Source organism: Pararhizobium sp. LjRoot235 (assembly GCF_964254145.1).
In the GTDB taxonomy this organism is placed as follows: domain Bacteria; phylum Pseudomonadota; class Alphaproteobacteria; order Rhizobiales; family Rhizobiaceae; genus Pararhizobium.
In genome coordinates this window covers 206,276-224,532 of sequence record NZ_CAXUSP020000001.1, presented here as the reverse complement: position 1 = coordinate 224,532, position 18,257 = coordinate 206,276, and the positions used below count along the sequence as shown (strand labels likewise).

14 protein-coding genes and 2 pseudogenes are annotated in these 18,257 nt (G+C 62.2%); 7 read left to right on the top strand and 9 right to left on the bottom strand.

Annotated elements, in window-relative coordinates; genetic code table 11:
• Nucleotides 1–7: 7 nt before the first annotated feature.
• Both ACSQ2Z_RS01105 and ACSQ2Z_RS01100 read right to left on the bottom strand, forming a co-directional pair.
• Complete coding sequence (locus tag ACSQ2Z_RS01105; protein ID WP_436079514.1) at nt 8–1,999, bottom strand: CHASE2 domain-containing protein; 1,992 nt, start codon at nt 1,997–1,999, stop codon at nt 8–10.
• Nucleotides 1,999–5,670 (bottom strand): FecR domain-containing protein, encoded by a 3,672-nt coding sequence (locus ACSQ2Z_RS01100; protein WP_436079513.1) that lies wholly within the window; start codon nt 5,668–5,670, stop codon nt 1,999–2,001. The genes ACSQ2Z_RS01105 and ACSQ2Z_RS01100 overlap by 1 nt, the downstream gene beginning before the upstream one ends.
• A gap of 201 nt (nt 5,671–5,871) precedes the next feature.
• Here ACSQ2Z_RS01100 and ACSQ2Z_RS01095 point away from each other — a divergent pair.
• Together ACSQ2Z_RS01095 and ACSQ2Z_RS01090 are read left to right on the top strand one after the other, a co-directional pair.
• Nucleotides 5,872–5,976, top strand: a pseudogene (locus ACSQ2Z_RS01095) (potassium-transporting ATPase subunit KdpA); the annotation flags it as partial.
• Nucleotides 5,976–6,110, top strand: a pseudogene (locus ACSQ2Z_RS01090) (winged helix-turn-helix domain-containing protein); the annotation flags it as partial. The pseudogenes ACSQ2Z_RS01095 and ACSQ2Z_RS01090, both read left to right, overlap by 1 nt.
• Before the next feature lie 18 nt (nt 6,111–6,128).
• Here ACSQ2Z_RS01090 and ACSQ2Z_RS01085 read toward each other — a convergent pair.
• The 3 genes from ACSQ2Z_RS01085 to ACSQ2Z_RS01075 are packed head-to-tail and all read right to left on the bottom strand — an operon-like array spanning nt 6,129 to nt 8,699.
• Complete coding sequence (locus ACSQ2Z_RS01085; RefSeq protein ID WP_436082931.1) at nt 6,129–7,265, bottom strand: aminotransferase class I/II-fold pyridoxal phosphate-dependent enzyme; 1,137 nt, start codon at nt 7,263–7,265, stop codon at nt 6,129–6,131.
• Entirely contained in the window at nt 7,249–7,908 is a 660-nt protein-coding gene (locus tag ACSQ2Z_RS01080; RefSeq protein WP_436079512.1) for a helix-turn-helix transcriptional regulator, read from the bottom strand. The genes ACSQ2Z_RS01085 and ACSQ2Z_RS01080 overlap by 17 nt, the downstream gene beginning before the upstream one ends.
• A gap of 53 nt (nt 7,909–7,961) precedes the next feature.
• On the bottom strand, nt 7,962–8,699 hold the full coding sequence (locus ACSQ2Z_RS01075; protein WP_436079511.1) for a sulfate transporter family protein: 738 nt from the start codon (nt 8,697–8,699) through the stop codon (nt 7,962–7,964).
• 182 nt (nt 8,700–8,881) lie between these two features.
• Here ACSQ2Z_RS01075 and ACSQ2Z_RS01070 point away from each other — a divergent pair, with 182 nt between their 5' ends.
• The 3 genes from ACSQ2Z_RS01070 to ACSQ2Z_RS01060 are packed head-to-tail and all read left to right on the top strand — an operon-like array spanning nt 8,882 to nt 11,876.
• The gene (locus ACSQ2Z_RS01070; protein WP_436082930.1) at nt 8,882–10,243 is read left to right on the top strand and encodes an amidase; all 1,362 of its coding nucleotides are present in this window, start codon (nt 8,882–8,884) and stop codon (nt 10,241–10,243) included.
• The gene (locus ACSQ2Z_RS01065; protein ID WP_436079510.1) at nt 10,240–11,151 is read left to right on the top strand and encodes an ROK family protein; all 912 of its coding nucleotides are present in this window, start codon (nt 10,240–10,242) and stop codon (nt 11,149–11,151) included. Before ACSQ2Z_RS01070 ends, ACSQ2Z_RS01065 begins: the two co-directional genes overlap by 4 nt.
• Entirely contained in the window at nt 11,148–11,876 is a 729-nt protein-coding gene (locus ACSQ2Z_RS01060; protein WP_436079509.1) for a copper homeostasis protein CutC, read from the top strand. Before ACSQ2Z_RS01065 ends, ACSQ2Z_RS01060 begins: the two co-directional genes overlap by 4 nt.
• Before the next feature lie 13 nt (nt 11,877–11,889).
• Here the strand turns inward: ACSQ2Z_RS01060 and nagA are convergent, their stop codons facing one another.
• The 4 genes from nagA to ACSQ2Z_RS01040 are packed head-to-tail and all read right to left on the bottom strand — an operon-like array spanning nt 11,890 to nt 15,743.
• The gene (gene nagA, locus ACSQ2Z_RS01055) at nt 11,890–13,050 is read right to left on the bottom strand and encodes an N-acetylglucosamine-6-phosphate deacetylase (protein WP_436079508.1); all 1,161 of its coding nucleotides are present in this window, start codon (nt 13,048–13,050) and stop codon (nt 11,890–11,892) included.
• On the bottom strand, nt 13,047–14,069 hold the full coding sequence (locus ACSQ2Z_RS01050; protein ID WP_436082929.1) for an SIS domain-containing protein: 1,023 nt from the start codon (nt 14,067–14,069) through the stop codon (nt 13,047–13,049). The genes nagA and ACSQ2Z_RS01050 overlap by 4 nt, the downstream gene beginning before the upstream one ends.
• A 28-nt stretch (nt 14,070–14,097) precedes the next feature.
• The gene (locus tag ACSQ2Z_RS01045) at nt 14,098–14,862 is read right to left on the bottom strand and encodes a GntR family transcriptional regulator (RefSeq protein ID WP_436079507.1); all 765 of its coding nucleotides are present in this window, start codon (nt 14,860–14,862) and stop codon (nt 14,098–14,100) included.
• Nucleotides 14,859–15,743 (bottom strand): BadF/BadG/BcrA/BcrD ATPase family protein, encoded by an 885-nt coding sequence (locus ACSQ2Z_RS01040; RefSeq protein WP_436079506.1) that lies wholly within the window; start codon nt 15,741–15,743, stop codon nt 14,859–14,861. The genes ACSQ2Z_RS01045 and ACSQ2Z_RS01040 overlap by 4 nt, the downstream gene beginning before the upstream one ends.
• 197 nt (nt 15,744–15,940) lie before the next feature.
• On the opposite strand from ACSQ2Z_RS01040, the gene ACSQ2Z_RS01035 reads away from it, so the two are divergent.
• A complete protein-coding gene (locus ACSQ2Z_RS01035; protein ID WP_436079505.1) occupies nt 15,941–16,840 on the top strand; it encodes an N-acetylmuramic acid 6-phosphate etherase in 900 nt (299 codons plus the stop codon).
• Between the two features lie 54 nt (nt 16,841–16,894).
• On the top strand, nt 16,895–18,154 hold the full coding sequence (locus tag ACSQ2Z_RS01030; protein ID WP_436079504.1) for an ABC transporter substrate-binding protein: 1,260 nt from the start codon (nt 16,895–16,897) through the stop codon (nt 18,152–18,154).
• Nucleotides 18,155–18,257: the final 103 nt, after the last annotated feature.

The following is an 18,257-nucleotide window of genomic DNA, read 5'->3' as shown; positions in this document are numbered from 1 at the left end:
CTGCCTGTCAGGTGAGGCGCGATCGCAGCAGACGGTAGTAGCCGCCAAGCTGCGGAATCTCCCGTTCGAGTTGATAAAGGGCCGGATCCTGCGCGTGCAGTGTTCCGGCGTACTTGGCGGCAAGCAGCTGCTTGTGGTTCGCCAGAGCTTGCGGCGACGGCTCGGGTTGCAGGATCGTGAAGATCGGCGAGAGCGCGGTACGGCCCTTGACGGTGATGCTGTCAAGTTCGGCGCTGGTGAAGTCGGCCGCGCTCAACCGCGCCGTCTGCTCGCCGATCAGCAGCGGCACACTGTAGTTCTTCGATTCGCCTTCAAGCCGCGAGGAGAGATTGACGGAATCGCCGAGCACCGAATAGTCGAAGCGGCGCAATGAGCCCATATTGCCGACAACGCAATCGCCGGTGTTGATGCCGATGCCGATCTTCAGCACATGCGGCTTGCTGCCGTCGTCTTCGGCTTCCAGCTGCAGTTCGGCATTGAGGGCCTCGATCGCCTCCAGCATGCGCAGCGCAGCGCCCACAGCATGGCTGGCATGATCCGGATCGTCGAGTGGCGCGTTCCAGAAGGCCATCAAGCAGTCGCCGATATATTTGTCGATCGTGCCGCCGCTTTCGAGCACGATTTCCGAAAGCGGCGTCAGCAGCCGGTTGATCAGGGCTGTCAGCTGCTCGGGATCATCCTTCAAGGTCTCGGAAATCGTGGTGAAGCCGCGCACATCGCAGAAAAGAACGGTCAGCGTCCGCCGCTCGCCGCCAAGTTTCAGCTGTGACGGATCGTTGGCGAGGCGCTCGACCAGCGCCGGGGAAAGGTAGCGCGAAAAGGCGCGTGTGATATCCCGGCGACTGCGCCGCTCTGCGGCGTAATCAAGCCCGGTCTGGCCCGCGACGACGCCGATATAAGACAGTACCGGGCCAACCGGGGACACGAAGACGTGGCCGAGCCTGAGTAGCGCGTAGCTCGCAGCTGCAAAAAGGAGTAGGACCAAAACGCTGAGGGCCGCCGTCAGCCAACCGGTCGAACGGAAGACCATGGTGGCTGCCAGCAAGGCACCAAGGGCAATCGCGACAATCACGATCGGACGCCCGGCCCGTTCGATGAACAGGCCTTGGGTTATGTTGTCGAAGATCGTCGCCTGGATTTCGGCGCCGGCGACCAATTGGCCTGTATGCACTGTAAATGGTGTCGCAAACGCATCCGCGCCGCCGGCCTGGAGGGTTGGTGCGTTCTGCAGGCTGAGCCCGACGATGACGACACGGTCGCGAAAGAAACCCTCCGGCAGGAACTGGCCGGGATCGAGTGCCTGATAATAGGATACGGTCGGATAGGTTCGCGCCGGCCCGAACATCTGGAGCAGTGCCGGTCCAGACCGCGCCTGTTCCTGCCGTCCGGCGGTTCGCGCAAGTTGTGCTGCAAAGCCGTCCGCATAGGCCGGAACCTGCCGCAATGTCCCGTCGCCGCTCAACTGCACCGATGCGATGCCGGTCTTCGCGCCGCGTTCGATAAACCGAGCCAGCGGTTCCGTTCTGACGAACTGATCGGCTTGCGGCGTCTCAATCAGCGTCTCGTCGCCCGCCAGCACCACGTCCGGGCCTGCCGCGGCAGCAAGGGCGGCATCGTTTTCAGGCGCGACCGAGGGTTCGGCAAAGATGATATCGATGCCGATCGCTTTCGCACCGGCTCCGCGCAGCGCTTCGATCAGCCGCTTGTGCAGCGCGCGCGGCCAGGGCCACTGGCTGCCGATCTCCGCCATGGACGGCTCATCGATCGCCACGATCACCGGCCCATCCTTCCGCAGCGGTGGTGGCGAGACGGTGGAGAGATAGTCGAAGCTGCGCAGTTCGACCAGCGAGAAGGGCGAGTTTAGGGATGCGAAGGAAAGAACGACGACTGTGAGGGCCGCGAGCAGGCTCAAGCGGGTGCGCCGGCGTCGGATGCGCCTGGCGGCTGTTTCGGTCGAAGGGCCGCCTGTGTGCCCGCGAAGCACATTGAACGCAGCCATCAAAAGCGCACTTTCACCGTCCCCTTGAAGGTCGGCCCCCAGCCGGGAATGCCAGGTGCTAGGTTGAAATCCTCATCGAGAAGATTAAAGGCGGCAAGCTCCACTTCCACTTGCTTGTCGAAAGGCTCCCATATCAACGCGGCATCCAAGGTCCAGTAGTCGTCCACCGGCAGGCCAACTCCGGGTCCGACGCGCTCGCCGACATAGTTTGCGGCCAGTGTCGCCTTGATGTTGGCGGTGTTGACCCAGGTCAGGGCGACCTGTCCCGTCTTGTCTGGAATGAAAGGTATCGGACCCCCGACCGGTCCTGCGGTCGGGTCACGATTTTCCGAATCGGTATAGGCTGCTGTCGCCGCGAGCCCGAAACCGCGGCCGAGTGCGATGTTTGCGGTCATGGCGACGCGGTCAATGCGGCCGTCGGATACGATCAGCGCCGAGGTGGAGAGAGGCAACGTGACAGATAGATCGTTCAATTCCTGATGCTGATAGTCGATTGCGGTGAATACACGATCTGACCATTCCGCGTCCCATCGCAAGGCGAAGGTATCCGTATACCCCGTCGATGCCACGTCAGTTTGGTTCGTTTGAAGACCAACGATGCCGATTGGGGAGAGCGTCGCGGTTTCAAAATCATCACCCTGCCTTAGGAAGGCAGCGCGCAGCCAGTGGCCATCGGCGGGAGCCCAGGCGAGCCCAAGACGTGGTTCCAGCCGCGCGATGTTTTCGCTATCTCCGTTGACGTACCGACCAAAAAGCGCGCCTTCGGCCTTGAGGTCAGGCGTTATCTCATAAAGCGCGTCGATATAGGCGCGAACCAGCGTTGATGTCTCCGATGCGGGTGCAGATATTGAAGTCGCCCGGACGCCAGGAAAATATGGAAAGTAGTCGTAAACCGTTGTCCTTGAGGATGCTTTCACCAAGCCGCCTTCAACGCCGTACCGCCACGTTAGATCGCCATCGCCATACGTATGGCTGAGTGTGGCTATGTAGCTCTTTTGATTGCGGTCATCGACGAGAATGGTCCTGCGTGGGACAGGTACGTCTCCAAAGGGCGTGACAAGGATATCGACATACGTTGCATCGTTGCGGGATGTGTTTTTCTGGTCAGTGTAGAACAGGGCGGCATTCGCGACATTGCGATAGCCGAACGTGTGGCTCCATCCGAGACCTGTGGTCAACCCTGAAACGTCGAAGCCATCGCTGCCTGCGAACAAGGGCGGTAGTCCGGCGATATTTTGAAGGTCATCAGAGGAAGCGTAGTTAAGATAGGCGACTATGCGATCGTCAGGAGTGGGAGACTGCGAAAAATATCCGTTACCCCCGATAATATCGATTTCTCTTTCAAGCGTCAGCCCGCGGCCGACATCGAGCGAATCTTTCGGCTCGTTCCACTGAAGATTGCCGTAGAAACTGATTGGGTAAGGCGAAAGCGCTAGCGCCCGTACCTCGGCCTCGGCGTTCCATCCGGTGTTCTCGCTATCGACAGTGACGCCGCCGGCTAGCGCGGCCTCGAAAAACGGCATCTTGGCGAGATTTGCGGTCCGCTCACGGCTTGCCAGCATATGCGGTTCGAGCAGCAGCCCCTGAAACAACGCCGAAAACGACGCCTCGTTCGAGCTGTTGACGATGGACATATTGTCGTAACTGTATGTATTCCCGAACGGGTTGACGCTGCCACGCACCGCCTGATCGATATAACTCGACCCCGTAAAGGCATCGAACACCGCGTCACCATAATATTGTCCCCAGGCATCGAGACCCTGCAGACGGAAAGCGTCGTTGAGGGTCGACCCGGCCTGCTGGTTGGCGCCGAGCGGTGCGTAGTCGCCGCCCCGGGCACGTGTCCGGCGCATGATCTCCTGCGCGTTGCGGATCGCAGCATCGGAATCATATTCGTCGATGGCTATCGCCGTGCGGACGACGGGGATGACCGGATCGTTGGGATCGAGGCGCTCGGCATTGTCGAGTGCCTGGGCCGCAGGTAGCCGATCACCCTTTTCATAGTGGGCGGCGGCGAGCAGCAATTGCGCCTGGGAATAGCCGGGATTGGCCGTCGAACCGGCGAGCAGGTCTTCGACCGCCTTGTCCATTTCCCCGGTCTGCAGGTAGTAAAGGCCGCGGGCCACCAGCGCGATATCGAATGACGGGTCGACCTTTATCGCTTCGTCGATCTCGCGCTTGGCCTCGGCCATGCGCATCTCGTCGAGATAGAGAAGAGCCAGATTGGCGTGGCCGACGGGATCGAGCGGGTCGAGTTCGATCGCCTTCCTATAGGCGGCTTCGGCTTCCCTGTTGGCATCCCGGTCGGATTGCGCAAGGCCAATCGTGTTCCAGATATTGCTGGAGCCCGGCGCGGTTTGCAGGGCGCGGTTCAGATCGTCGAGCGCGCCCTGCCGATCGTGCAAAATATAGAGCTTGTAGTCCGCCCGCGCTTCCAGTCCGGTCGGATCGTCCGGGTCGATCGCCAGTGCGCGTTCAAACCCATCGACAACTTCCTTTTCGTCGGCAAGCAGAATGGCGAGTTGTGCGCGCACCCCGGGCAGCGTCGGGTCGCCCGGCGTCTTGCGCTCACCCTCCTTGATTGCCGCAAGCGCTGCCGGAATATCTTGGCGAAAACCGATGGTCCATGCCTTTGCCATGGCCGCGTAGCCACTGTTGCCGGTCTTGGGCGGTTCTTCGACATGGTTGGGGTCGGCAAGAGACCGGGCAAAATAACCGCCATAGGCAGCGATCGCGCGGCGCTTGGCATCAAGCCCTGGCCTGGCCCTTTCAAACAGCGTAGCCGCGTCCTTATAACGGTTCTCGGAACCGGCGATCAGTGCCTCGATCAGATCCGCCCGCGCTGCCTGGGCGCCGCGCAATCCGCTAGCGCGTGCCTCAGCCAGCGCATTGGTTGCCTTCTGTTTTCCATCGAGCGCCAGATAGATTTCCGACAGGCTCAGCCAATCCTCCGCCGAGCGGGCGCCGGCTTCTTCGGCCTCGATGCGGCGTCGCTCGCTGCGCATCTGCGGGACGATCAAAGGTGTCGCCGGCATCCACTGGAAGGCCGTCCGCAGCTGCAGGCTGAACAGCATCTGTTCCCGGTCTTTCGGCTTGGCGATGATGATCTTCGACGGTGCCCTGCCGATCGCCGCGACGGCGCCTTCGCCTTGCGCGACCTCAACACTGCCATAGGCATTGCTGAGTTCGACCAGCCCTTCCAGCACGATCAGCGAGGTCTTGCCGTCCGCGCCGACCGTCATCGTCCAGTCGGTGCCGCGAATGGCGGCTGTCGCGGCAGGAGTGTCTATGGATACGCCCTGCCCCCCCCGTTCGGCGCGCGCCCAGATCGTACCGGATTGCAGTTCGAGCCCCGTATCGCCGGTGCCGCCCATCTGCTTGACGAGAAGTGAGGTATTGCGGCCGAGGCGCATCTGGGTGCGGTCGGAAAACAGGACGGCGAGCTGGCCGTTCGCGTTGGTGCGCAGGACGTCGCCGCTCAGAAGGTCCTGCTGCAGATCGACATAGCGCCAGTTGGAGACATCGACGAAACGCACCTCCTCGCCGGTTTTGCGGGCGATGACCGATCCGGCGGCGGGGAATGGGCGTGGCAAAGGGTCTGCCAGTGCCGCAGACACGGCGAGACAGAGCACTCCCAACGCATACACAGTCCCCATGGATGCGTATTTCATGCAGTTTCCCCAACAATGCACAAATGATCACTGGATTTGACCACCCCAAAAGTCAAGCCGGACGGGCACATGCGCGTTGCTTTGCGTGAAGGGTGTAGGAATAGAGAAACACAATACAACATTGGCGAGTATTCCTGGCGATGCATGGAGAAAGATCGGTTGCAGCCTTTGCAAAACGTTCACGAGGCGCGGACTATTCAACATCGGTTCGAAAATCCGGATGCGATCTCCAACTTCATCCGGATGGTGACAGTATTTGCCCTCGGCGCAGACCTCACCAGCGTCCTCGGCCGCATGGTCGAAAACAGCGCCTGCTGAAACGGGTCTGGGGCAATGCGGCCGACGTGCAGTACCTGCGCGTCTATGTGCGCCAGCTTCGCCAGAAGATCGAAGTGAGCCCTGACCAGCCGCAATACATCACTAGTGAAGCCGATATTTAGCCGGCGTCTTCCACAAGATTAAACGCGGTTGCACCGGAGCCAATTGCGTAGGGCGATGAGCCCTTCCGGCACATGCAGGCGGCCGAAGCCGATGCGCAGGCAGTTTTCCGGAACAGGCGTCAGATCCGAGCGATAGACGCTCGACGGCAGGAAGAACACGCCGGCTTCCTCGACAACGCGCCTGGTAAACTCCTCGACGCCATCCGCGCCCCTGTAGCGGATGAAGGCAACGCAACCCCCATCGGGCTCGCGCCAGTCGAACAGATGCGGGAATTCGGCAAAGAATGCGTTCAGCGCGGTGATATTGCTGCGAACGATGCCCCGCGTCCGTGCCAGGATCTGGTCTCGGTTCTTCAACGCAATTCGCGCCAGGATTTCCGATGGCGCCGAATTGCAGATCGACAGGAAATGCTTGTAGCGCTCGCAGCGTACCAGAAATTCGCGGTCCCTGGCTGCCAGCCAACCGATCCGTAGTCCCGGCAGGCCATAGGCTTTCGACATGACGTTGAGCGAAATTCCGCGCTCATAGACATCGACGGCCTGCGGCAGGCGCAGGGCTTCGTCCTTTTCGATCAGCCGGTAGACTTCGTCACTGAACAGCCAGATGCCGTGCATGCGGCAGAGTTCGATGAGAGCATCGTAGGTCGTGCGCGGCAGGATCCTGCCGGTGGGGTTGTTGGGGAAATTGATCGAGATCAGTTTCGTGTTCGGCCGAAGCGCCGCTTTGATGCGGCCGATGTCGAGATCCCAATCATTGTCCATATCGAGCGCCACGCCGGTAACGGCGCAGATGCTGAGCGGAAGGGTCTCGGCGGCCTGGTAGTTCGGCGTGATGATGATGGCGTGGTCGCCCGCGGTCAGCAGCACCTTCATCGCCACATAGATCGCCTCTTCGGCACCGGCAAAGCAGATCAGGTTTTCCGGCTCGACCGTGTCATAGGTGCCGGCGATCTCCTGCCTGAGTGTGGGCGCGCCAAAGGTTTCGGTATAGCCGAGGCTCAGATGTTCGAAATCGGAACGATCCTCGTTGCTTGCCATGGCAAGCAATTCCGCCAGTTGCATGCTTTCCGCGTCGGAGGCGGTCATGTTGTATTTCGCGACGAACTCCCATTTGGACATGTAGGTTTCCAGCGCAAAATCACGCATCGGCTTTATCACTGCGGTTCTCCTGATTGGCGGCTTCCTGTTTCTGGCGGACGGCGCCAAGGCGGTTATAGATTGTCGCCCGCGACAGCTTCAGGATGGCGGCGACGTAGGGAACGGCCTTGCGGATCGCGAAGACGCCGCGTGCGTCAAGCATGCCGATCAGGTCGTCCATGTCAGCGCTCGTCAGACCCGCAAGTGCGGCCCTGCGTGTGCCAAGGAAGTCGCCGATCACGGAATTGACCGCCTCGCGCCAATCCTCCGCCATCAACGCCGACGTCTTCGGCATGGGCGCGGCGATATCGACCATCGATCTCAACTGATCGAAGACCCCCGCAAAGGCTTCGATGTCATGGTTGATGCAGAGCAGCCCGATCGGCCTGCCCTCAGCATCGCGCAGCACCGCCGTGATCGCCTTCAGCCGGCGGCCGTCCCAATTGGATTTGCCATAGGGACCGATCACATCGTCTTCGAGCGAGGACGCCAGGTCAGCCTCGTTGAGTGAACTGTCCCCCGGCCGCCGCTTCGAGAAGACATTGGCGATATGGAAAATCAGCCCGCTATCGAGATCGTGCAGAACGGCCTCCACATACGGCGCAAACAGCGTGGCGATCGCGTCGCAGACGGGGATGTAGGGCATCAATGGATGAGACATGCAGTCTTATCCAACAAAATTTACAATTAGTCAATATAGACTAATTGTAAAAGCTACGACATTACGCCCTGATTCAGTTGCTGATGAAACGCCGGGTCGCGTTGGGACAGCTTCTTGTGAAGATGCACCATCATGCCGGCGGCAAAGAGAGGCGTCAGCAGATTGAGAATTGGCACGGCGAGGAAGGCTGCGAGAATGAGGCCTGCCAAAAAGACGGTGCCGGCATGCTTGGTGCGAAACAGCCGCGCCTCGGCGGGCGGCCGATGGCGCATGGCGGCGAACTCGAAGAATTCCCGGCCGAGCAGATAGCCATTGACCAGAAAGAAGGCGATCAGGTTGATACCGGGGACGAGCAGCAGGACCAGCGCCACGATGTTCCCGGCAATGATCACGCCCAGGAACTTTATGGTTCCGGCAATCGCTTCGCCCAGCGGCAGGGGATGGCCAGCCGGTTCCGCCGGATAGTCGCGCTTCTCGACCACCTCCGCCACATCGTCGAGAAAAAAGCCGGCGATCAGCGCTGTGACCGGCGCCAGAAGCAGCGCCAGCGCCAGCGCGATGCCGAGGCTGGCAAATAGGCCGATGACGAAGGCAAGCCACCCTTCCCAGCCGGATGTGCCGGGAATGAGTCCGTCGAGCCACGGCAAGGCGAGGTAGGCGAAGAGTTCGCGTAGTGCCAGCCAAAGTCCGGCAAGCGCCAGCAGCGTCAGGCCTAGGACCTTCCAGAAAACCGAACGCGTCTCAGGTGCAAAAAGATTGGCAAAGGAAAGCCGCGCCGCTTCGAATATCATCCCTCATCTCCGTATCGTTAGCAGCCGTTTTGCCACCTTGGGCATGTAGGCGGGAGGGCGTCACCGGGCAAGGCCGTGGCGAAAATCATGTGCGAAGGAGGCGGAATGCGCTGCCAAATCACCGGCCGCACCGATATGATGTCGCGACGGAATGCAGTTTCGGAGAAATGACGATGAACAGAGTGGACGGAAACATGTCGGCTGCGGGGCTTTCCGTCCTGCTGCAGGCGGGCACTGTCGATCCGGTGGAACTGGCCACGGCCACGCTTGACAAAATAGCCGGGCACCGGGATCAGGCGATTTTCACCGCCTTGCTGGGTGAGCGCGCGCTAGCAGAAGCAAAGGCCTCGAACGAACGCATTCGGTCTGGCCGGTCCCTCGGCCTTCTCGACGGTATTCCGGTGGCATGGAAGGATCTGTTCGACACGAAAGGTTCGGTAACAACAGCCGGCTCCGCCGTCTTGGTAGATGGTGCGCCGGCAAGGGCAGATGCAGTCGTGGTCAAGGCGCTTGCGAGCGCCGGAATGGTCAGCGTCGGCCGCACCAATCTGAGCGAGTTCGCCTTTTCCGGCCTCGGCATCAATCCGCATTACGGTACGGCGCACAACGCCGCCTCTCGCGACGTGCCACGCATTCCGGGCGGCTCGTCCGCGGGATCCGGTGTGGCGGTAGCCGCCGGTCTGGTGCCCGTCGCGATCGGCACGGACACGGGCGGTTCGATCCGCATTCCCGCGGCATTGAATGGTATCGTCGGCTACAAGGCAACGCGCGGCCGTTATTCGATGCAGGGCGTTTTCCCGCTGGCAAAAAGCCTCGATTCGCTCGGGCCGCTCTGCCGTACCGTGCTGGACGCCATCTGGATCGACGCCGCGATGCGTGGCCGCACGGCGCCGGATGTCAGCCGGACGGACCTCAGCGATCTGAAGCTTGTGATACCGGAAACCGTCGTGTTCGACGATGCCGAGACCGCCGTCGTTGCCGCCTTCGAGGCCGCGATCGTTCGATTGGAAAAGGCAGGCGCCCGGATCGCGCGGCGCGCCTTCCCGGTCTTTGCTGAGATTTTCGGGCTGGCGGCGCGCCATGGCGCCCTAGTAACGGCCGAGGCCTATGCGCTGCACAAGGAGCGCCTTCAGGGCGCCGATGCCGAACGGATGGATCAGCGCGTCGTCGCGCGCACGCGGCTCGGCGAAAAGATCGGCATGACCGATTACGTCGCTATCCTCGATGCCCGCCAGCGGCTGATCGCAGCTTTGGCCGACGCTCTCGAGCCGGGCGAACTGATGGCGCATCCGACCCTGCCGCACGTGGCGCCGCCGATCGCGCCACTGCTTGCCGATGACGACCTGTTTTTCAAGGCCAACGGAAAAACGCTGCGCAACACCTCGATCGGCAATTTTCTCGATGGCTGCGGCGTCTCCATTCCCTGCGGCACGGGCGATGCCGGCATGCCGGTCGGTTTCCTGCTTTCCGGCCAAAGGAATGAGGATGAGCGCATGTTGTCGGCGGCGCTTTCCGCGGAAGCCGTCATCCGTGGTGACGCATGATCGTCTGTTTCGACATTGGTGGCTCGGCCATCAAGGGTGCCGTCGCCCATTCCGCGGATAGCGTCCAGCCGCTGGCGCGCCGGCCGACGCCGCTTGATGACTTCGACGCTTTTGCTGCGACAATCCGCGATGTCATTAATGAAGCGGGCGGCGCGCCCGACCGCATCGCCATATCGATTACCGGCGGCGTCGATCCGGAAACCAAGGCGATCAAGTGCGCCAACATCCCCTGCATCGACGGCCGCACGCTTTCTGCCGACCTGTCCGCTTTCCTCGGCCTGCCCGTGCTCCTCGCCAATGATGCGGACTGTTTCGCGCTGGCGGAGGCCGCCGCTGGCGCCGGCCGCGGCCATCGGATCGTGCTCGGCGTCATCCTCGGCACTGGTGTTGGCGGCGGCCTTGTGGTGGATGGCAGGCTGATCAACGCGGATGGCGGTTTCGCCGGCGAATGGGGCCACGGCCCGGCGGTCGCTTCCGTAGCCGGCACACCACCGGTCGCCATCCCCGCCTTCGATTGCGGCTGCGGCCAGCGCGGCTGCGTTGATACGATCGGCGGCGCGCGCGGCATGGAGCGCCTGCACCGGACGCTGCATGGCAAGACGCTGACCAGCGAAGAGATCACGACACTCTGGCAACAGGGTGATGCCGAGCCTGCCCGGACCATTGATGTGCTCGTCGATCTCGTCAGCTCGCCACTGGCACTGACGGTCAACATCACCGGCGCGACGATCGTTCCGGTCGGTGGCGGCCTTTCAAATGTGGCGCCGCTCATTGCGCAGATCGACACGACTGTGCGCTCGCGTATCCTGCGGAAATTCGATCGGCCCTTGGTCGTGCCCGGTGAATGCCGCATCGAGCCGGGCCTGATTGGTGCTGCCGTCCTCGGCCTTGGCGGAGAATCCCAATGACCAATATTCTTCTGGAAGTCTGCGTCGATGACGCGGCGGGTCTCATGGCAGCGGTCGAAGGCGGCGGCGATCGCATCGAGCTATGCTCGGCGCTCTCCGTCGGCGGCCTCACGCCCTCGCCGGGACTGATGACCATGGCGGCCAAACTCGCTGTTCCCGTCTATGCGATGATCCGGCCGCGTCCCGGCGATTTCGTATTCAATGCCGACGATATCGGCGTCATGCGCGCGGAGATCGATGCAGTGCGCGCCGTAGGCCTTGCCGGTGTCGTTCTGGGGGCAAGCGGTCGAGATGGTGGCCTGGATGTGGCCACATTGCGGCTGTTGGTCGAGCATGCTGCGGGACTGAGCCTGACGCTGCACCGGGCCTTTGATCTGGTGCCGGATTTTGCCGAGGCGGTGGAAATCGCAGTCGATCTCGGCTTCGAGCGCATCCTGACGTCGGGTGGGGCGAAAAAGGCATTGGATGGTGTTGATGCTCTGGCATCGATCATCACGGCCGCCAGTGGCCGCATCTCCATCATGCCGGGGTCAGGCGTGACCTTGGATACGATCGACGGACTGCTGTCACGGCTTGCGGTGAGTGAGGTTCATTCGTCATGCTCGACCGATCGGCCGGCTTATGATCCGCGGCTGGTATCGCTCGGCTTTGTCGCGCCGAGTGCCAAGCGGACGGATGCAAGTGTTGTCCGCACACTGAAAGCGCGGCTGACGGCAGCGCCCTGACAAGCCGCCCAATTTATGCCTTGAAAACGCATTTGCCACCGATCCAGGTCGAAACCATGTCCAGCCCTTCCGTCAGCACGACGAAGTCGGCGTCGAGGCCCGGCACCAGCCGGCCCTTGCGGGCGGCAATGCCCACGGCGTCCGCCGGATAGGCCGAGGCCATGCGGATCGCCTCGCCGAGCGGCAGGTTCAGCTTTTCATGCGCAAAGCGCACCGACGACAGCATATCGATATCGGCGCCGGCGAGCGTCTCGTCGGCCAGCGTCAGGCGCCCGTCCTTGCGAAAGATCTCACGGCCGTTGAGTAGAAAACTGGTCTGGTCGGAGCCGATCGTCGACATGGCATCGGTGACGATGAAGATACGCCCCGGTCCGGCCTTGGCGCGCAGCGCCACACCCATCGACACCGGATCGACGTGGAAACCATCGGCGATGATCCCTGCGTAGAGGCTGCCGGTATCGAGGGCGCCGCCGACGACGCCGGGCTCGCGATGGCCGAGCGGGCTCATGGCGTTGAACAGATGGGTGATCGTGCGGGCGCCGGCGGCCGCATATTCGACAACGGTCCTGTAGCCTGTATCCGTGTGACCAAGGCTGACAACGATGCCGGCTTCTGCCAGCGCCTTGACCTGAGCAGCCGTTGTATTTTCGGGCGCAACGGTCACCATCATCGCATCGAATACGCCTGCGCAGGCGAGCATGGCATCGAGATCCGTCTGCTCCATCGGACGGATGAGCGCCGGATCATGTGCACCCTTGCGGGCAATGGAAAGATGCGGTCCCTCCAGATGAAGCCCGAGGAAACCGGGCACACCTTCAGCCTTTGCCTGGCGTCCGCCCTCGATCGTGCGTGCGCGAACCTCGAACGTATCGGTAATGAGCGTCGGTAAAAGGGCCGTTGTGCCGAATTGCGCGTGGGCGGCGCAGATGGTGCGGATGGCATCGACGTCCTGGCGATCATTCAGCATCACGCCACCGCCGCCGTTGACCTGCAGGTCGATGAAGCCGGGCACCAGCAGTTGCCCCTTGGCGCCGATCGTTTCGGTGCCGGCGGGCAGCTCGGTCTCCGGCAAAATGCCGGTGACGGTTCCGCCGTCCAGCAGCAGGGACTGGCCATCGTGCCACAGGAGGCCGTCGAAAATCCGGGCGCCGGTGATAGCTGTCTGTGCGGTCATCTTGTCTCCGTTACCTTCTTGAGGGCGACGGGCGCATCAGGGTTAAGGCCGCGCGAGCGCGACCAGGATTCGACGAAGCCGTAGAATGGAAGGATCAGCGTCAGCGCGTCTGTGATCGGATGGCCGGTCTCGACGAAGGGCAGTACCATCGCTGCCTTGGCGTTGGAGGACGTGACGAAGGCAAGCGCGCCCTTGCCGCTGAGACCGTCGAGAATGCCGGTGACCGACCCTTCGGCCGCATCGCGCGCGGCAAGGCCGATGACGGGGAAGCGCTTCTCGACCAGCGCCACCGGTCCATGCAGCACTTCCGCTGCTGAATAGGCTTCCGCATGCATGCCGGAGGTTTCCTTGAATTTCAGCGCTGCCTCGCTGGCGATGGCAAGCGCCGGCCCGCGGCCGAGCACGAAGAGCGATTCCGCATCCCCGAGTTCGTTCGCGAGCGCCTGCCAGTCGAGCTTCACGGCCTGGGCGAATTGCGCCGGCAGGTCGGCGACGGCGCGCTGTAAGGCCTCGTTGGCGGTCCATTCGCCGAGAATGGCAAGCCCAGCGACGATCGAGTTGACGTAGGATTTGGTCGCGGCAACGGCGATTTCCGGGCCGGCGAGAATATCGAGCGGATGGGTGCTGGCTTGTGAAATCGGCGAGGGCAGGGTGTTGGTAAGCGCTATCGTCACGGCCCCGGCCTTGGTGGCCGCTTCGGTCATGGCGACGATGTCCGGGCTCTTGCCGGACTGCGAAATCGCAATCGAGGCGGCACCGGACAGCTGCATCTTCGCGCCGTAGATGGAGGCAAGCGAAGGCCCAAGCGACGCAACGGGCCGTCCGGTAGAAAGCTCGATTGCGTATTTCAGGAACAGGGCGGCATGATCGGACGAGCCGCGGGCGATGGTGACGAGAAAGGCCGGATCCTTTTCGCGCAGCGCCGCGCCGGCCTGTTTGATCGCGGCTCCGGACTGGTCGAGAAGGCGGGCGGCCGCTTCGGGAATCTCATCGATTTCGCGCCGCATATTGGTCTGCATGGTCGTGTCTTTCATCTTTGGGCCGTTCTTACGATTCCGGCAGGGTCAGTTCCGCCACGAAGTCGTAGGCGTCGCCCCGGTAGAGCGAGCGGGTGAATTCGACGACGCGGCCGGAGGCGAGATAGGAAATACGTTCGATTGACAGGCTCGCCGATCCAACCGGCACGCCGAGCATCGCCGCGTCCGGATCCTTCAGGCTGCAGGCGGAAATTCGCTGCACGGCGCGCACCGGCCGCGATCTCGTCTTGTCGAGCTCGGCATAGAGCGATGACCCAATCCGGAGAGGGTCGGGCAGGAATTCGGCGGAAATGCTCGCCCGCTCGATGGCAAGCGGCATGTCATCGGCGATGCGCAGGCGGCCGAGGCGGGCGACGAGCGAATCGGCGGCCAGACCAAGCACCATCATCTCGTCCGGCGACGGGTGGAAAAGCCCGCGCTCGATCCACTGCGCCGTCGTCGTCAGCCCGCGCCGCGCCATGTCCTCGGTAAAGGAGGTCAGTCGCGATAACGACTGCTGGACACGGCTCACCGGTTTGACCACGAAGGTCCCGGAGCCATGACGGCGCACCAAGAGGCCATCCTTGACCAGATCGTCCACGGCCTTGCGCACGGTCACGCGGCTGATGCTGGCATAGTCGGCCAGATCGCGTTCGGGCGGCAGCGCATCGCCGTGGTTCAGCTTGCCCGACAGGATCGCCTCCTCGAGCGACTGCCGAAGTTTCAGGTATAGCGGGCCGGAGCCTCCGCCCTGCAGGCCCTCCAGCGGCAGTATGGCCTCGAGATGCTGGGTCATGCCGTTTCTCTCGTGCCAGCCGCAAAACGCTTGGCGGCGAGCGCAACCGAGCCGATCAGCGCGTCGGCTTCCGGCTCCACGAACAAACGCTGGTGCCGCTCTGCCAGCCAGGGGCGATAGAGGGGTGCCAGTCCGCCGAGCAGGCAGAGCTTGCGGCTACCACGCTCCACAACGACATCGAGCGCCTCGTCGATCGCTTGCGCGGATGCCCGCAGTAGGGCGATTGCCACGGGGTCGCTGCGTTCCGCGAACGCGAAAACCTTCGGCGCGAAGCGGCCGAATTCGCCGGGTCGCGCAACGCGTGCGAACTCCACGACGTCGCGCGGATCGGCGTTGAATTCCGCCATCACTGCATCGGTCAGCGGCGAGGAAGGGTGGATATGGTCGTAAGCCAGCACGCTTTCCTGCAGAAGAGCATGGCCGAGGCGGCCGCCGCTGCCGAGATCGCCGATCTGAAAACCCCATCCGCCGATGTAGCGGATGTCGTTTCCCTGCCGGGCGATGTAGATCGAGCCGGTGCCGAGGATGGCGACGGCACCGTCGCTGTCGCCGAGAGCGCCTTGGAGGGCGATCAGCCCGTCAGATTCGATATCGGCCTTCGCAAACGGCAGGCGCTCCTTCACATAATGTACGGCGTCGCCGACATTGCTGCCAGCCAGCCCGAGGAGTGCTGAGGCTGAGCCGATCTCCGGGGGCGCGATATTCGCCTCCTCGAACGCAGCCGTGGCCGCGCCGACAATATGGATCAGGGCATTGTCGGGATCGGTCAGAATGTTGGCGGCACCGCTTTTGCCGCGGCCGAGGATGCGCCCTTCGGCGTCCGCTACAGCCGCGCGGCAGCTCGTGCCCCCGCCATCGATTCCCAGAATGTAATGTGGCATGGATACCTCCGGAGAAAATGATACCAAAAAAATACCATTAACCAAGAGGGATTTGGCCTTTAATTGGAATTATCAATTAAATAGTTGAAATATCGTGATTATTTTGTAGGGCCAAAATTTTCTTTGTTCGAGTGTTAATTTTTCCTAGACAATTGGTATTTTTTTGGCATTAATTTGCGGAGAGGGAGATTGAGCGCATGCCGTCGTTGAAGACCGAAGAGCGTCATGACAAGTCGGTGGGATTGGATGTGATGCATCCGGTCCTGGCGCTTCGTCTGCTTGCGTCCGGTCAGCAGGCTGCGGCCAAGGCTGTCGATGCGGCGATCGAACCGCTTGCAACCGCCGCGCAGATCGCCGCCGAAGCGCTCGCCAGTGGTGGCCGCCTTGCCTATGCCGGCGCCGGCAGCTCTGGTCTTATGGCCATGACAGATGCGCTGGAATTGCCCGGTACGTATGGAATTGGTCACGACAAGATCGTTGTTCTGCTGGCTGGTGGTGCCGCAAGCCTGACCGATCTCGCCGGCGGCTATGAGGACGACGTGGATCTGGCGCGCAAGGATGTGCGCGATGCCGGCATCGGCAAGGGCGATTGCCTGATTGCCGTCTCCGCCAGCGGCTCGACGCCCTATGCGCTGGCTGCAGCCGATGAAGCCCGGCAGTGCGGTGCACGCGTCATCGCCATGGCTAACAATCCCGGCGCCATGCTTTTCGAGGATGCCGAAGTGGCCATCCTGTTGCAGACTCCTCCCGAGGTGATCTCCGGATCGACCCGCATGGGGGCGGCGACGGCGCAGAAGATCGCCTTCAACATGTTTTCTACTCTCGTCGGCATCCATCTCGGCCATGTCTACGACGGTCACATGGTCAATCTGAAGGCCGACAATGCCAAACTGCGCGGCCGCGCCGTCCGTATCGTTTCAGATATCGCCGGTATCGGCGCGACGGAAGCGGGCCGCTATCTCACCACGTCGTCGGGTTCGGTGAAGATCGCCATTCTTCTTGCTGCTGGGGCAGAGGATGTGGTGGAGGCGGAAGCCGCACTTGCCGAGGCCGGTCAAAACTTGCGCCGCGCCTTGTCCAGCGTCACGGCACATTGATTTTTAAGGGTTCCAAAACCGCGCCGGACCGGCGCATATAAAAGGGAGAACGTAATGACCCGCACGACTTTGAAAGGCTTGCTGCTTGCGTCCAGTATCCTCGGCTCCGCCGGGCTGGCGCATGCGGAAGACGTCACGCTGACGATCGAAAGCTGGCGCAACGACGACCTGACCATCTGGCAGGAAAAACTGATCCCGGCCTTCGAAGCGAAGAATCCGGGTATCAAAGTGAAATTCGCGCCAACGGCGCCGACCGAATACAACGCTGCGCTGAACGCCAAGCTCGACGCCGGTTCCGCTGGTGATCTCATCACCTGCCGTCCGTTCGACGTCTCGCTCGAACTCTACAACAAGAAGCACCTCGCCGACCTCACGGGTCTTGCCGGCATGGAGAACTTCTCGCCGGTCGCCAAGTCCGCCTGGACGACGGACGATGGTTCGGCAACCTTCTGCGTGCCGATGGCATCGGTCATCCACGGCTTCATCTACAACAAGGATGCCTTCGACAAGCTCGGTATCGCCATCCCCACGACGGAAGCCGAATTCTTCGCCGCGCTCGACAAGATCAAGGCCGATGGCACCTATATCCCGATGGCCATGGGCACGAAGGATCTCTGGGAAGCCGCAACCATGGGCTACCAGAACATCGGCCCGACCTATTGGAAGGGTGAGGAAGGCCGCGCCGCTCTCATCAAGGGCGAGCAGAAGCTGACCGACGCGCCGTGGGTCGAGCCCTTCCGCGTTCTTGCCAAGTGGAAGGACTATCTCGGCGACGGCTTCGAAGCCCAGACCTATCCGGACAGCCAGAACCTGTTCACGCTCGGCCGCGCCGCCATCTATCCGGCCGGCTCATGGGAAATCGGCCTGTTCAACACCCAGGCCCAGTTCAAGATGGGCGCCTTCCCGCCGCCGGTTAAGGCCGCTGGCGATACCTGCTATATCTCGGACCACACCGACATCGGCGTTGGCCTGAACGCCAAGAGCGCGCATCCGGAAGAAGCCAAGAAGTTCCTGAGCTGGGTTGCCTCGCCGGAATTCGCCGACATCTACGCCAACGCGCTGCCGGGCTTCTTCAGCCTGAATTCGACGCCGGTGAAGATGAGCGATCCGCTCGCCCAGGAATTCGTCTCCTGGCGTGAAAAGTGCAAGCCGACCATCCGCTCGACCTACCAGATCCTGGCGCGCGGTACCCCGAGCCTCGAAAACGAGACTTGGGTTGAATCGGCCAACGTGATCAACGGCACCGATACGCCGGAAGTCGCCGCCGAAAAGCTGCAGAAGGGTCTCGACAGCTGGTACAAGCCGGCGAAGTAAAATCGGAGTTGCGGGGCACTGCCCCTCACCCTAACCTTCTCCCCGCCTGCGGGGAGAAGGTGCCCGACAGGGCGGATGTGGGGCCCCGCGTGCGGGATGTTCC

Excerpts from the sequence above, each read along its gene's own strand:
- ACSQ2Z_RS01105 (WP_436079514.1), bottom strand. The coding sequence starts at position 1,999 with ATGGCTGCGTTCAATGTGCTTCGCGGGCACACAGGCGGCCCTTCGACC.
- ACSQ2Z_RS01100 (WP_436079513.1), bottom strand. The coding sequence starts at position 5,670 with ATGAAATACGCATCCATGGGGACTGTGTATGCGTTGGGAGTGCTCTGT.
- ACSQ2Z_RS01080 (WP_436079512.1), bottom strand. The coding sequence starts at position 7,908 with ATGTCTCATCCATTGATGCCCTACATCCCCGTCTGCGACGCGATCGCC.
- ACSQ2Z_RS01075 (WP_436079511.1), bottom strand. The coding sequence starts at position 8,699 with ATGATATTCGAAGCGGCGCGGCTTTCCTTTGCCAATCTTTTTGCACCT.
- ACSQ2Z_RS01065 (WP_436079510.1), top strand. The coding sequence starts at position 10,240 with ATGATCGTCTGTTTCGACATTGGTGGCTCGGCCATCAAGGGTGCCGTC.
- ACSQ2Z_RS01060 (WP_436079509.1), top strand. The coding sequence starts at position 11,148 with ATGACCAATATTCTTCTGGAAGTCTGCGTCGATGACGCGGCGGGTCTC.
- nagA (WP_436079508.1), bottom strand. The coding sequence starts at position 13,050 with ATGACCGCACAGACAGCTATCACCGGCGCCCGGATTTTCGACGGCCTC.
- ACSQ2Z_RS01050 (WP_436082929.1), bottom strand. The coding sequence starts at position 14,069 with ATGCAGACCAATATGCGGCGCGAAATCGATGAGATTCCCGAAGCGGCC.
- ACSQ2Z_RS01045 (WP_436079507.1), bottom strand. The coding sequence starts at position 14,862 with ATGACCCAGCATCTCGAGGCCATACTGCCGCTGGAGGGCCTGCAGGGC.
- ACSQ2Z_RS01040 (WP_436079506.1), bottom strand. The coding sequence starts at position 15,743 with ATGCCACATTACATTCTGGGAATCGATGGCGGGGGCACGAGCTGCCGC.
- ACSQ2Z_RS01035 (WP_436079505.1), top strand. The coding sequence starts at position 15,941 with ATGCCGTCGTTGAAGACCGAAGAGCGTCATGACAAGTCGGTGGGATTG.
- ACSQ2Z_RS01030 (WP_436079504.1), top strand. The coding sequence starts at position 16,895 with ATGACCCGCACGACTTTGAAAGGCTTGCTGCTTGCGTCCAGTATCCTC.